Origin of the sequence: Streptomyces sp. NPDC020299, assembly GCF_044387825.1 — a bacterium.
Lineage (GTDB): Bacteria > Actinomycetota > Actinomycetes > Streptomycetales > Streptomycetaceae > Streptomyces.
On the sequence record NZ_JBIRWL010000007.1, the window covers coordinates 60,377 to 72,936 of the forward strand.

Genomic DNA, 12,560 nt, shown 5'->3' on the forward strand with positions numbered 1-12,560 from the left:
GCCGGTGAGGCCACGGGGACGGGGAACGTACGATCGATGACCGTGCAAGGTTCGGAGAACTCTTCCCGTCGCGGCCGTCGCTCATCCACCATGGGCGACATGCCCCTGAACGACATGCCGTGGTGGCGCTGGCGCAGCAACGTGCGCTCGGCGCTGCACATGCTCTCCGATCCGGTGTTCCAGCGGGACGTCTGGCTGGCGGGCGTCGACGGGTACGGCGACGTCACCGACGCCGTGTACCGGCTGGTCGAGGACACCTGGCTGGACAACTGGTCGGCCGAGAAGTACGTCGGGACGATCTTCCGGGACTCGCAGGAGGCGGCGCTGGTCGACACGGCCGTGCTGCGGGTGCTGCGGATCATGCACCAGGTCGGGCCGGACGCGCCGGTGGCCGCCTACGTCGACCACCACGCGTGGCCGGAGGCGGTGCGGGCGGCGCGGGACGCGCATGTCCGGATGGCGGCGAGCGACGGCGACGACCCGGACGCGCCGCCGCGCACGCTGGAGGTGCTGCGGATCATGACGAGGACCGCGTAACCGGGGTCCGGTGGGCGGACGGCCGTCCGCGGCACAGGGCGGGTATGGGACCCTGTGGGGCATGACTGAGCAGTCCAACCGAGCCGTGGCGGCCCCCACCGCCCAGTACGTCCTCACGCTCTCCTGCCCGGACAAGCAGGGCATCGTGCACGCCGTGTCGAGCTACCTGTTCATGACCGGCTGCAACATCGAGGACAGCCAGCAGTTCGGCGACCACGACACGGGACTGTTCTTCATGCGGGTCCACTTCTCGGCGGAGGCGCCGGTGACGGTGGACAAGCTGCGGGCGAGCTTCGCGGCGATCGGTGACTCCTTCCACATGGAGTGGCAGCTCAACCAGGCCGACGAGAAGATGCGCAGCGTCCTCATGGTCAGCAAGTTCGGGCACTGCCTGAACGACCTGCTCTTCCGGGCGCGGACCGGGGCGCTGCCGGTGGAGATCGCGGCGGTGGTGTCCAACCACACCGACTTCGAGGAGCTGGTGGGGTCCTACAACATCCCCTTCCACCACATTCCCGTGACGAAGGACACCAAGGCGGAGGCCGAGGCGCGGCTGCTGGAGCTCGTGCGCGAGGAGAACGTCGAGCTGGTGGTGCTGGCCCGGTACATGCAGGTCCTCTCCGACGACCTGTGCAAGGCGCTCAGCGGGCGGATCATCAACATCCACCACTCCTTCCTGCCGAGCTTCAAGGGTGCGAAGCCGTACCACCAGGCGCATGCGCGGGGCGTGAAGCTGATCGGGGCGACGGCGCACTACGTCACCGCCGACCTCGACGAGGGTCCGATCATCGAGCAGGAGGTCGAGCGCGTCGGCCACGACGTGACTCCGGACCAGCTCGTCGCCGTCGGACGTGACGTGGAGTGCCAGGCGCTGGCGCGGGCCGTGAAGTGGCATGCGGAGCGGAGGATTCTGCTCAACGGGCGGCGGACGGTGGTGTTCGCATAGGTTTCCGGGCGTCCGGTGCTGGTGCGGGGCGGGCGGGTTTCGCTCGCCCGCGCTCGCGGGGTGCCGCTGACTGCCTACATCCGGCTCAATGACGCCGCCGCAAACAAAACGTCCCTGATCGCGTCCCGGTCCCCGAGCTGCCCCGCCGCCGCCTCCGTAGGGGAGACGTGACCCGCTGCCAGCCGGCAGAACTCGACGCCGTCCAGGGCGACATGGGCTACCTCGTGCTCGGCGGAGCCCACCGCGGCGGGGGAGTCGAGCGGGATCAGCCACTCGCCGCCGCCCAGGCCCTCGATCTCCAGGCGCAGGCTGCGGCCGGGTGTGCCCGCCGCGACCAGGTGCCGGGTGGCGGCGGGGGAGGCCAGGCCCGAGCGGCGCCGGGCGGCCAGGACGGCGGGCAGCATGCGGGCCGCCAGGTCGATCATCGCGTGCAGATGGCGGGGCGCGGGCGGCCCGTAGGGGTAGTCCACGGCCTCCGCGATGTCCTCCGCGTGCACCCAGCACTCGAACGCCCGGTCCAGCATGGCGTCGTGCAGCGGCAGCGTGAAGTCACCGTAGGGGACGGGGCGTTCCCCGGTGCCGCCGCCGGTGAAGGAGACCGTCCGCACCAGGTGGTGGCTCTGGTCGCGCCACGGCGCCCGGACGGCCCGGGTGGGCGGGAAACGGGAGGCACGCCAGAACGCCTCGGTGCGGGCGGCGGGCCCGGCGGGCTGCCCGGTGTCCGCGGCGGCGTCCGCGACGGCGTCCGTCTCGGCCAGCGGGTCCTCCAGGCCCAGCGCGACGGCCACCAGCCCGTCGACGGACAGCAGATGCGCGATGACCCCGGCGACGGTGGTACGGCGGCTCGTCGGCGCGTCCCCGGTGAACCAGCGCAGCCGTACCGGGGCATGCCACTCCGCGTCCCCGAAGTCCTGGAGCAGGGCGTCCAGGCGCGCGGTCTCGGCATCGTACGGAGCCGCCCACGCCGGCACCGGGATGCGCGGCGGACGCCGCTCCAGGCAGCTGTGCAGGACGCGGGTGCGCAGCCCGGGGTCCAGGTCGAGGCTCTCGGGCTGGTGCAGCAGGCCCACCGCCTCGCGCAGCCGCAGCGCCTCCTCCGCGCACGGGCCGCACTCGCCCAGGTGCGCCTCGACGGCCGCCGTCTCCGCGGCCGAGCAGGCGGCCAGCGCCCACGCCCCGAGGAGCGACTTCAGGACGTCGTGCGGCAGCTCCGGCGGCAGGGGCGGGAGCGCGTCCAGTTCGGGCAACGGCAGCCCGCTGTCCTCGACGGAGGCGCGGGGCAGCGGTATGCGCGGGGGCTCCGGGGCGGGGCCGGGTCCTTTGCCGCCGGGTCCGGTGCCGCCCTCGCCGTCGCCGGCGCCCGTGCCGTCGTACTCGTCGAAGCCCGTCACACCGTGCCCCCGTATCCGGGCGGCGCCGCGTCGTGGGCGGTGGAGAGCAGTTGCAGGCCGAGGCGGAGCCGGCGGCGGGCCTCGTCCTCGGTGACGCCGAGGTCGGTGGCGGTCTGGCGGTAGTCGCGGCGCTGGACGTAGGCCAGTTCCAGGGCGGCGCGCAGCGGGGCGGGCATGGAGTGGACGATGTAGTCGGCGCGGGCGGCCACCGAGGCGTGCCGGACCTTGCGTTCCAGTTCCTCGGTGAAGTCCTCCGGGGAGCCGGCTGTGCCCTGGGTGAGCGCGGCGGTCTCGGTGGCGCGCAGCCGCTGCACGGCGAGCCGGTGGGTCAGTGTGGCGACCCAGGTGCGCAGGGGGCCCTGTCGGGGGTCGTAGGTGTCGGGGTGTTCCCAGACGTGGGCGAAGACCTCGCGGGTGATGGTGTCGGCGGCCCGTTCGTCGCCGAGGACGCGGTGGGCGAGGCCGTGCACGAGGGAGGCGAACCGGTCGTAGAGCTCGCCGAGGGCGGCCGCCTCGCCGCGGGCGAGCCGCTGCTGCATCCTGCGGTCCCAGCGGGGTGGCGCGTCCTTGTTGGCCATCCGGCCCTCTCCCCCTCCCTGTGCGGGTGTCCAGCCTGGATCCACCGTGTCCTCGAATGTAGTCGGCACGTCGGAGGACGCACGCCCCTTTGTGCCAATGTGCGCCCCCGGGCGACCCGCAGGTGGTAGAGGACCTTCGCCGTATCTCACGCGACCTCCACTCAGCGAACACGCGATGAGCACGCTCTGACCACCTCCGATCGAACAGGATCGGAGGTGACCGAAACAAGTCTCTTACCGACCGCCTGTCGTTTGGCGTTCGGGGTTTCCGGGAACGGCCGCTGGGCAGCCGCGCGGAAAGAAGCGTAGGAATTGCTTCCGGTTTCTGATGGGTCCAGGGGGCTCCGGGCGGTTCCGGGAGATCCGGTGAGCGGAGGGCATGCCGTGGCATTCAAGGTGACCGGCGTCGAACGAGGTGAGTGGGCCGTGCTCGGGGTCTCGGGCGAACTCGACCTGATGACCTCGCCGGTGCTGCGCCAGCGGGTGCACGACGCGGTGGCCGAGGGCCACCACGCGCTCGTCCTCGACCTCTCGGACGTCTTCTTCTGCGACTCCAGCGGCGTCGGCGTGCTCATCGCGGCCCGCCGCCTGTTCCGCTCCTGCCAGGGCACGCTGCGGCTGATCCTCCCGGCCCAGGGCGCCGTCGACGGCTCCCACGTCAACCGGGTCCTCGGCGCGCTCGGCGTACGGCGGCTGTTCGACGTCTACCCGGACATCGCGGCGGCCGTGGACGACGAGCCGCTCTCGGCCTGAGGCGGGCCGCCCGATCCGGGCCCCGACCTCAGCCGAGCCGCTCCTTGGCCGCCCCGACGAACTGGTTGACCAGCGCCCGCGTCACGTCGCGCCGCGCGTCGAGCTCGCCGCGGTCGGGCGCCCTGTGCACCTCGTCGATCCGCCACAACGCCGGCCACGCCCGCTCCACCAGCGCCTCGTCCGACGTCAGCATCTGCACCCGGAAGAGCGCCTCCTGGGCCTCGGACCGCAGGTCATAGCCCTGAGGGCCTGTGTCACCTCCCCGGCCGGGCGCGCGCCGCCTGGCCGGGGAGGTGACACAGGCCCTGAGCCGGGTCTCCCTGATCTCGTCCTCGCCGCGCCCCTCGTGCTCGCAGTACCACCGGTGCACGACCGTCCGGCGGTAGTTGAGGAGCGCCCCGGCGAACGCGCAGTACGCGTCCATGCGCTCCTGTCTGAGCCGTTCCTCGCGCGTGAACCGCTCCGTCCGCTCCGCCCCGCGCTGCTGGAAGCGGTGGGTGATCCCCGCGCCGAGCAGGGTCCCCAGCACCGCTACGACGCTCGCCGCCACTGCCTCCACGACGGACAGTGGACCACATCGCGACACTGCCACATTGTTGTCCCGGAATTGCCCCGGTCTTGGTGCGATCCTCACTTTCGCGCGCCCGGACGCCCCGCGGCGTCGTACGCTCCGAGCCGGACCTACCCCCACGTGAGTAAGGCGGACCGAAAGACATGGTCAGCACCGAGTACGAGCGCAGGATCGCCGCCCGTTTCGCCACCTTCGACCAGGACGGCAACGGATACATCGACGGGCTGGACTTCAGCGGCGCGGCCAAGGCACTGCTCGCCGAGTTCGGTGTGACGGCCCGCTCCGACAAGGGACAGGCCCTGTACGCCGGGGCGGAGGCGTTCTGGCAGGGCATGGCGGGGATCGCGGACCGGGACGGCGACCAGCGCATCGACCGCGAGGAGTTCGTCACCGGCGCGGTCAAGCGGCTGCGGGACAACCCGGAGCGGTTCGCGGAGATCGCCCGCCCCTTCCTGCACGCGGCCCTGGGCGTGGTGGCCGCCGACGGGGATGGCGCGGCCACCGTCACCGACACCGCGCGCGTACTGCGGGTGTTCGGCGTCCCGCAGGACCTCGCGGGGACGGTCGCCGCGGGCCTCGACGCCGACGGCGACGGCAAGGTGGGAGAGGCGGAGATCGTCCCGGCCTTCGCCCGCTACTTCACCGTCCCCGAATAGCGCTCGCGCAGCTTGTACTTCAGCACCTTCCGCAGGGTGTCGCCCCGCGGCAGGGCGTCCACCACCTCCAGCTGCTCCGGCAGCTTGTGCACCGACAGCCCCTCCGCGCGCAGATACGAGGTGACGGCGGCCAGCGTCAGCTCCCCGGCCCCCGGGGGCTGTGCCGCCGGCTCGACCACCGCGCACACCCGCTCCCCGCGCTCGGCGTCCGGCAGTCCGATCACCGCCACGTCGCCCACCGCCGGATGCCCGTGCAGCAGGTCCTCGATCTCCTTCGCCGAGATGTTCTCCCCCTTGCGGATGATCACGTCCTTGCGGCGCCCGGTGAGGACGAGGTGCCCGGTGCCGGTCAGATGCCCGAGGTCGCCCGTGCGCAGGAACCCCTCCTCGTCGAAGGCCTCCGCCGTCTGCGCCGGGTCCAGATACCCCCGGCACACGGCCTCGCCGCGCAGCCGCACCTCCCCGTCGGCGATCCGGATCTCCATCTCCGCCGGGGGCCGCCCCTCCGTCGTCGCCAGGTTCTGAGCCGTGTCGTCCGGCGAGCCCATGGTGATCATCGGCACCTCGGTCATGCCGTACCCGTGGGTGAGCTGCACGCCCATCTCGCGTACCACGGCGTGATAGACGTCCGGCGGTTTGGGGGCCCCGCCGCCCGCGAGGAGCCGTAGCGTCGGGATCACCTTCGTCCCCGGCCGCTTGCGCTGCTCGGTGAGGAACATCGAGTAGAACGCCGTCGACCCGCCGGCCACCGTCACCCCGTGCCGGCGGTAGTCCGCCAGCGCGTCCGGCAGCGCGAACTGCTCGAACATCACCGCCGGGAAGCCGTACAGCAGCAGCATCACCGTGTAGTCGGGGCCGGCGATGTGCGCGTACGGGAAGGCCATCGAGCCCACGTCGTCCGCCGTGAGGTGCAGCGCGTGCGCGAGGCAGGAACCGCCCGCGATCAGCGAACGGTCCGTGTGCAGCACGCCCTTGGGGTCGGAGGTGGTGCCCGAGGTCCAGTAGATCCAGCGCACGGAGGTGCCCTCGGCGGGCGGGGCGGGGAGCACCGCCGGATCGCCGTCGGGGAGATCGTCGTACGCCTCGAAGACCCCCTTCGCGCCGAGCCGCCGCGCCATCTCCGTGTGGTCGTACCCCCGCCAGGTCCCCGGCACCGCGAAGAACTCCGCCCTCGACTCCCGCAGCGCGAAGCCGACCTCCCGGTCCCGGTAGAAGGGGATGACCGGCGACTGTACGGCGCCGAGCCGGGCCAGCGCGAAGGACAGCAGGGCCGTCTCGATCCGGGTGGGCAGCTGCCAGGCGACCACCGTGCCGGGGCGTACGCCCATGCCGTACAGGCCCGCCGCCACCCGCTCGGCGCCCTCGCGCAGCCCGGCGAAGGTGAGCGCCCGGTCGCCCTGGAGCAGCACGGGGCGGTCGGGGGTGAGCCGGGCGCGCCGGTCGACCAGCTCCCACAGCGTGCGGGCGGAACTCAGGGAATGCGGGGTCTCGTTCACGTGTGCCCCCTGCTTGGCTGACGACTCGTCAGCTGCCATGCTATCTGACGAACCATCAGATAAGTATCGTCCGACAGGCACCGACAGGCACCGCCCGGCGGAGGGGACCCATGGCGACCGAACTGCCCCGCATCATCAGCGTCGACGACCACGTGATCGAGCCCGCGCACCTCTTCGAGACCTGGCTGCCGGCCAAGTACCGCGACCGCGGCCCCCGGCCGCTCACCGCCGGCATCGGCGAGCTCGCCTACGTCGGCGGCAAGTACCAGATCACGATGGACCCCGACGGTCCGCCGACCGACTGGTGGATCTACGAGGACCTGAAGTTCCCGTACAAGCGGAACATCGCCGCCGTCGGCTTCGACCGGGACGAGATGACCCTGGAGGGCATCACCCGTCAGGAGATGCGGCGCGGCTGCTGGGACCCCGTCGCACGGCTGAAGGACATGGACCTCAACCACGTCGAGGGCAGCCTCTGCTTCCCGACCTTCCCGCGCTTCTGCGGGCAGACCTTCGCCGAGGCGCACGACAAGGAGGTCGCGCTGGCCTGTGTGCGCGCCTACAACGACTGGATGGTCGAGGAGTGGTGCGGGGACAGCGGCGGGCGGCTGATCCCGCTGTGCCTGATCCCGCTGTGGGACGTGGAACTGGCCGTCGCGGAGATCCGGCGCAACGCCGAGCGCGGGGTGCGGGCGGTGACCTTCTCCGAGATCCCCACCCACCTCGGCCTGCCCTCCATCCACTCCGGCTACTGGGACCCGTTCTTCGCGGCCTGCCAGGAGACCGGGACGGTCGTCAACATGCACATCGGCAGCAGCTCGCAGATGCCCGCCGCCTCCCCCGACGCACCCCCCGCCGTGCAGGCCTCGCTGTCCTTCAACAACGCCATGGCCTCGATGATGGACTTCCTCTTCAGCGGGGTCCTGGTGAAGTTCCCGCAGCTCAAACTCGCCTACTCCGAAGGTCAGATGGGCTGGATCCCGTACGCCCTGGAGCGCGCCGACGACGTGTGGGAGGAGCACCGGGCCTGGGGCGGGGTGCGCGACCTGATCCCGGAGCCGCCCTCCACGTACTACTACCGGCAGATCTTCTGCTGCTTCTTCCGCGACAAGCACGGCGTCGCGTCCCTCGACGTCGTCGGCCGGGACAACGCCACCTTCGAGACCGACTACCCGCACGTCGACTCGACCTTCCCGCACACCAAGGAGGTCGCCCTCGACCATGTGAAGGGCCTCGACGACGACACGGTCTACAAACTCATGCGGGGCAACGCGATCCGCATGCTCTCCCTGGACCTCGACAAGTAGCCGCCCATGGAACTGACGTACACGCCCGAGGAGGAGGAGTTCCGGGCCCGGCTGCGGGGCTGGCTGGGCAAGGTGCTGCCCACACTCCCCGCGAAGCCCTCCCCGGACGACTGGCCGGCCCGCCGCGCCCACGACCTCGGCTGGCAGCGGATGCTGTACGACGCCGGGTACGCCGACGTCCACTGGGACGCCTCGCCGACCACGCGGCTGATCTTCCTGGAGGAGACCGAGAGGGCCGGCGCGCCCTACGTGGGCGCCAACTTCGTCGGGCTGCTCCACGCGGGGCCGACGATCGCCGCCGAGGGGACGCCCGGGCAGCGGGCGCGCTGGCTGCCGCCGATCCTGCGCGGCGAGGAGGTGTGGTGCCAGGGGTTCAGCGAGCCGGAGGCCGGGTCCGACCTGGCCTCGCTGCGCACGCGCGCGTGGCGGGACGGCGACGACTACGTGGTGAGCGGGTCCAAGATCTGGACCTCGCACGCCGAAGTCGCCGACTGGTGCGAACTGCTGGTCCGCACCGACCCGGAGGCGCCCAAGCACAAGGGCATCACCTGGCTCGCGATGCCGATGGACGCACCGGGCGTCACCGTACGGCCGCTGCGGACGCTCGCGGGGTCGGCGGAGTTCGCCGAGGTGTTCCTCGACGAGGTGCGGGTGCCGGCCGCCAACCGGGTCGGGGGGGAGAACGACGGCTGGCGGGTGACCATGGTGACGCTGTCCTTCGAGCGCGGCACGGCGTTCGTCGGAGAGGTGGTGGCCTGCCGCCGGGTGCTCGGTGAACTGGCCCACGAGGCGCGGCGGAACGGTCGCTGGGACGATCCGGTGCTGCGGCGGCGGCTCGGGCGGCTGAACGCCGAGTTCCGCGCGCTGTGGCGGCTGACGCAGTGGAACGTCAGCGAGGCCGAGTCGAGCGGCGGGGTGCCCGGGGTCGGCGGCTCGGTCTTCAAACTGCGGTACTCGCACGCGCGTCAGGAGCTGTACGACACCGCGGCCGACGTCCTCGGCCCGGACTGCCTCGACCTCGACCGGCCCTGGGTGCTCGACCGGCTCTCCTCCCTGTCGTACACCATCGCGGCCGGCACCTCGCAGATCCAGCGGACCATCGTGGGCGAGCGGATCCTCGGCCTGCCGAAGGGACGGTGAACCGGGTGTGCGATTCCAACTGACCGATGAGCAGCGCGCTTTGCGGGACGGCGTACGGCGACTGCTGGCCCGGCGCTTCGATGCGGGGGCGCTGCGGGCGGCGGTCGCGGAGCCCGGCCTCGACCGGGCGCTGTGGCGGGAGCTGGGGGAGGCCGGGTTCTTCGCGCTGCGGCTGCCCGAGGCGGACGGCGGGGCCGGGGCGGGCCTGCCCGAGGCGGTGCTGGCCTTCGAGGAGGCCGGGCGGGCGCTGCTGCCGGGCCCGCTGGCGGCCACCCATCTCGCGGCCGGGACCGTGCCGGGGGCGGCCACCGGGGAGGCGGTGGTGACCGCCGTGGACGGCGGCCTGGTGGAGTGGCTGGCCGAGGCCGACACCGTGCTCGGGGACGCCTCCGGGGCCGTACCCCTGCGGTCGGCGGACCCGCTGACACCGCTGCACCGTGTGCCCGGAGTTCCCGGAGTTGCCGGGGTTCCCGGGGCCCGCGCGCCGGATCCCGTCGCCGTGCTCCTCACCGCCGCCGAACAACTGGGCACGGCCGCGCGCGTGTGCGAGCTGGCGGTGCAACACGCCCGGGCGCGGAAGCAGTTCGGGCAGCCCGTCGGGGCCTTCCAGGCGGTCAAGCACCTGTGCGCGGAGATGCTGGTCCGGGCCGAGACCGCCCGGGCCGCCGTGTACGCGGCGGCCGTCACCGCCGATCCCGTGGACATCGCGGCGGCGCGGCTGCTCGCCGACGAGGCGGCTCTGCGCGGCGCCCGGGACTGCCTCCAGGTGCACGGCGGGATGGGCTTCACCTGGGAAGCAGAGGTGCATCTCCATCTGAAGCGAACGTGGGTGCGAGCCCAACGTGCCGGTGGCGTCACGGAGAGTGAGGAACTGCTCGCCGTCGATCTCCTTGCCTGAAGCGGCCGCAAGGCGCCTGCGCTGGGAGGTCGGCGTACCGCCGGCCGGGAGATGTCACGGATCGTGGCGTAACGTGATCACGGAGCGTCGACACCGGGGTGCGCCCTGCGCGTCACTCGTCACCCCTCGGAGTCGGTGAGCGCTCCGGTACCTTGTGTGGGATGCGAGTGGCCCAGAGCTCGAACCGTGCCGACGAGGCCCCCAAGGCGGCCTCGCAACCGGCTTGTTCGACTCTCCGGGATGACCGTCGCACAGTATGCCGTACACGTACTCCTTCGCGCTGGAATATGCCCGAAGCGCTTGTTGAGGTGACTGTACGTCAACCATGCTGTCTTCCAAGGGAATCACGTTCCGTGACCCCTGCTCTGGCCGTTGTTCTGGCCATGCAGAAAATGGCTACGATCGTGGCCCCCGTCGTGGTGCTCGTCGCGACCCTCGTCGTGGCGTTCGCGTGGTGCGGGGTCATGTGTCCGCCGGTTCGGATGGTGTGAGCGGTGCAGGTGCTTCAAGTGCAGCTGGAGATCCGGCCCGACCCCGCGGAGGTGGGTCGGGCCAGAAGATGGGCTCGCTCGCGGCTCGCCGGGTCCGGGATGGCGGGCGACGAGTCGCTCGCCGAGACCCTGATCCTGCTCGTCTCCGAGCTGGTCACCAACGCCGTGGTGCACACCGGGTGCCCGGCCGTGCTGCGGCTCTTCCTGCCCGGCGCGGCGGCGGACCCGGCCACCGTGCGCCTGGAGGTGGCCGACACCAGCACCCGCGCCCCCGTACCCCGGTGCGCGAACGACGACGCCACCGGCGGCCGGGGTCTGGCCCTCGTCGACGGCCTCGCCGACCGCTGGGGCTGGAGCACGGAAGGCGCCGGCAAGCGCATCTGGTGCGAACTGGACCGCTGCGAGGAGCCCGGCCGGGCCGCGGCGGTGACGTACGGGCTCACGGCGTTCGACGGGTTCGCCTTCGAGGCGGTGTAGTCCCGGTGCACGGGGGTGCGGACGGGCTTCACCGCCCCGCCGCGGCCCGGCGTGATGCGCCGGGTGTGCATCCGTGTGCCTCCGCGTGCGTCAGCCGCGAATCGGGCGTAAGCAATAAATCCCCGTACGGGTGTTGACGCGTCGTGACGCTCTGATCACGCTTGTGTCCATCGATTCGCCGCGAGGGGACGGCGAGGGCCTTGGGGGACGTGGCCCTCGGCGAGTGTGGGTCGGAGCCGGATGGCGGCGTGCGGGACCGCGCTCGGGGCGGGCGCCGGCGCGCCGCCAGCCGGAGGCCTCACCCGCGTCAGAGGACGGCGACGGGTGCCACGGGCGTACCGGTCGCGCCGACGAACGGCTCGGGCATCGCCGACAGCAGGAACGCGTACCGGCCGACTTCTCCACAGGCTGTGGACAACTCTTCGAGATTCCAGTTCTGCCCCTGGAGCATCCCCATCTCCACCAGATCGAGGGCGTGCACCGGCAGCCACAAATCCTCTATCTCCGGCGGAAATATCTCAAAGGTGAGGGTGTCGTTGGCGACCGCGGCGACATCCCGCGCGTGGAACCACTCCGGCGTACGCACCGACAGCCCCGGCGACGGATAGCCGTACCCGTGCTTGTCGCCCGCCAGATACACCTGCACCTGCCCGGTCCGTACGAGCACGACGTCCCCCGCGCGCACCCGCGTCCCGGCGAACTCCTCCGCCGCCTCCAGATCCTCCGGGGTGACCGCGTGCCCGCCCTCCAGGCGGTCCACCCCGCGCGCGCGGGCCACGTCCAGCAGCACCCCGCGCGAGACGATGTGCCGCGCCTTGTCGATGCCGCTGAACTCGGCCCCGCCGTGCGCGGTGACGGAGCCGGCGGGGCGGCCGTTGTAGAGCCTCCCCGAGTGCGACACATGGGTCAGCGCGTCCCAGTGGGTGCCCGCCTGCAGCCCCATCGTCACGGCGTCGTCGCTGCACGCCACCGTCCCCGGGCCGAACAGCTCCTGGTTGATCTGCACCATCGCGTGCAGCGGATTGACCCGCCCCGGGATCATCCCGGTCTGCACGCCGTCCTCCTTCAGCGGCAGCGCGAGCGGGACCCGGCGCCCGCTGCGGACGGTGGCCGCCGCCTCGCGCACCACCTCGTCCGTGATCAGGTTCAGGGTGCCGATCTCGTCGTCGGCCCCCCAGCGCCCCCAGTTGTTCACGCGCTTGGCGATGTCGTGGAACTCGGGATGAAGCGCGGCCAGTGACATCTCGGTCCTCCCGGGGCTTGTCTCCTCGCGTCCGGCGCGCCATAAAATCTAACGGACCGTCAGAAACCGCGGGAAG

13 protein-coding genes are annotated in these 12,560 nt (G+C 72.0%); 8 read left to right on the plus strand and 5 right to left on the minus strand.

All coding sequences use genetic code 11. From position 1 onward, the window contains the following. Positions 1-36: 36 nt before the first annotated feature. Together ACH45E_RS19260 and purU are read left to right on the plus strand one after the other, a co-directional pair. Positions 37-537, plus strand: coding sequence for a hypothetical protein (locus tag ACH45E_RS19260; protein WP_361442820.1), 501 nt, complete (start codon positions 37-39; stop codon positions 535-537). A gap of 61 nt (positions 538-598) precedes the next feature. After that, positions 599-1,483 (plus strand): formyltetrahydrofolate deformylase, encoded by an 885-nt coding sequence (gene purU / locus ACH45E_RS19265; protein ID WP_361442823.1) that lies wholly within the window; start codon positions 599-601, stop codon positions 1,481-1,483. Positions 1,484-1,557: 74 nt separating this feature from the next. On the opposite strand, the gene ACH45E_RS19270 is transcribed toward purU, so the two are convergent. Together ACH45E_RS19270 and ACH45E_RS19275 are read right to left on the minus strand one after the other, a co-directional pair. Continuing rightward, positions 1,558-2,889, minus strand: coding sequence for a maleylpyruvate isomerase N-terminal domain-containing protein (locus ACH45E_RS19270; protein WP_399041184.1), 1,332 nt, complete (start codon positions 2,887-2,889; stop codon positions 1,558-1,560). Continuing rightward, positions 2,871-3,452, minus strand: coding sequence for a sigma-70 family RNA polymerase sigma factor (locus tag ACH45E_RS19275; RefSeq protein ID WP_361442829.1), 582 nt, complete (start codon positions 3,450-3,452; stop codon positions 2,871-2,873). Before ACH45E_RS19275 ends, ACH45E_RS19270 begins: the two co-directional genes overlap by 19 nt. Before the next feature lie 384 nt (positions 3,453-3,836). Here ACH45E_RS19275 and ACH45E_RS19280 point away from each other — a divergent pair, with 384 nt between their 5' ends. Further along, positions 3,837-4,205 (plus strand): STAS domain-containing protein, encoded by a 369-nt coding sequence (locus tag ACH45E_RS19280; RefSeq protein WP_361442832.1) that lies wholly within the window; start codon positions 3,837-3,839, stop codon positions 4,203-4,205. A 28-nt stretch (positions 4,206-4,233) separates the two neighbouring features. Here the strand turns inward: ACH45E_RS19280 and ACH45E_RS19285 are convergent, their stop codons facing one another. Next, the gene (locus tag ACH45E_RS19285) at positions 4,234-4,764 is read right to left on the minus strand and encodes a hypothetical protein (RefSeq protein ID WP_361442835.1); all 531 of its coding nucleotides are present in this window, start codon (positions 4,762-4,764) and stop codon (positions 4,234-4,236) included. A 155-nt stretch (positions 4,765-4,919) separates the two neighbouring features. On the opposite strand from ACH45E_RS19285, the gene ACH45E_RS19290 reads away from it, so the two are divergent. Further along, positions 4,920-5,432, plus strand: coding sequence for an EF-hand domain-containing protein (locus ACH45E_RS19290; RefSeq protein ID WP_361442838.1), 513 nt, complete (start codon positions 4,920-4,922; stop codon positions 5,430-5,432). Here ACH45E_RS19290 and ACH45E_RS19295 read toward each other — a convergent pair. Next, complete coding sequence (locus ACH45E_RS19295; RefSeq protein WP_361442841.1) at positions 5,411-6,928, minus strand: AMP-binding protein; 1,518 nt, start codon at positions 6,926-6,928, stop codon at positions 5,411-5,413. The two genes, ACH45E_RS19290 and ACH45E_RS19295, sit on opposite strands and share 22 nt — an antisense overlap. Before the next feature lie 110 nt (positions 6,929-7,038). On the opposite strand from ACH45E_RS19295, the gene ACH45E_RS19300 reads away from it, so the two are divergent. The 4 genes from ACH45E_RS19300 to ACH45E_RS19315 all read left to right on the plus strand — a co-directional run bounded on the left by ACH45E_RS19300 (position 7,039) and on the right by ACH45E_RS19315 (position 11,241). After that, entirely contained in the window at positions 7,039-8,235 is a 1,197-nt protein-coding gene (locus ACH45E_RS19300; RefSeq protein ID WP_361442844.1) for an amidohydrolase family protein, read from the plus strand. A 6-nt stretch (positions 8,236-8,241) separates the two neighbouring features. Continuing rightward, on the plus strand, positions 8,242-9,375 hold the full coding sequence (locus ACH45E_RS19305; RefSeq protein ID WP_361442847.1) for an acyl-CoA dehydrogenase family protein: 1,134 nt from the start codon (positions 8,242-8,244) through the stop codon (positions 9,373-9,375). Positions 9,376-9,382: 7 nt separating this feature from the next. After that, the gene (locus ACH45E_RS19310) at positions 9,383-10,273 is read left to right on the plus strand and encodes an acyl-CoA dehydrogenase family protein (RefSeq protein WP_361442850.1); all 891 of its coding nucleotides are present in this window, start codon (positions 9,383-9,385) and stop codon (positions 10,271-10,273) included. Between the two features lie 509 nt (positions 10,274-10,782). Then, the gene (locus tag ACH45E_RS19315) at positions 10,783-11,241 is read left to right on the plus strand and encodes an ATP-binding protein (RefSeq protein WP_361443818.1); all 459 of its coding nucleotides are present in this window, start codon (positions 10,783-10,785) and stop codon (positions 11,239-11,241) included. 307 nt (positions 11,242-11,548) lie between these two features. On the opposite strand, the gene ACH45E_RS19320 is transcribed toward ACH45E_RS19315, so the two are convergent. Continuing rightward, positions 11,549-12,484, minus strand: a complete 936-nt coding sequence (locus tag ACH45E_RS19320; protein ID WP_361442853.1) for a cyclase family protein — start codon at positions 12,482-12,484, stop codon at positions 11,549-11,551. Between the last annotated feature and the right edge of the window lie 76 nt (positions 12,485-12,560).

Coding starts and splice junctions, on each gene's coding strand:
- ACH45E_RS19305 (WP_361442847.1), top strand. CDS start 8,242: ATGGAACTGACGTACACGCCCGAGGAGGAGGAGTTCCGGGCCCGGCTG.
- ACH45E_RS19290 (WP_361442838.1), top strand. CDS start 4,920: ATGGTCAGCACCGAGTACGAGCGCAGGATCGCCGCCCGTTTCGCCACC.
- ACH45E_RS19320 (WP_361442853.1), bottom strand. CDS start 12,484: ATGTCACTGGCCGCGCTTCATCCCGAGTTCCACGACATCGCCAAGCGC.
- ACH45E_RS19275 (WP_361442829.1), bottom strand. CDS start 3,452: ATGGCCAACAAGGACGCGCCACCCCGCTGGGACCGCAGGATGCAGCAG.
- purU (WP_361442823.1), top strand. CDS start 599: ATGACTGAGCAGTCCAACCGAGCCGTGGCGGCCCCCACCGCCCAGTAC.
- ACH45E_RS19260 (WP_361442820.1), top strand. CDS start 37: ATGACCGTGCAAGGTTCGGAGAACTCTTCCCGTCGCGGCCGTCGCTCA.
- ACH45E_RS19300 (WP_361442844.1), top strand. CDS start 7,039: ATGGCGACCGAACTGCCCCGCATCATCAGCGTCGACGACCACGTGATC.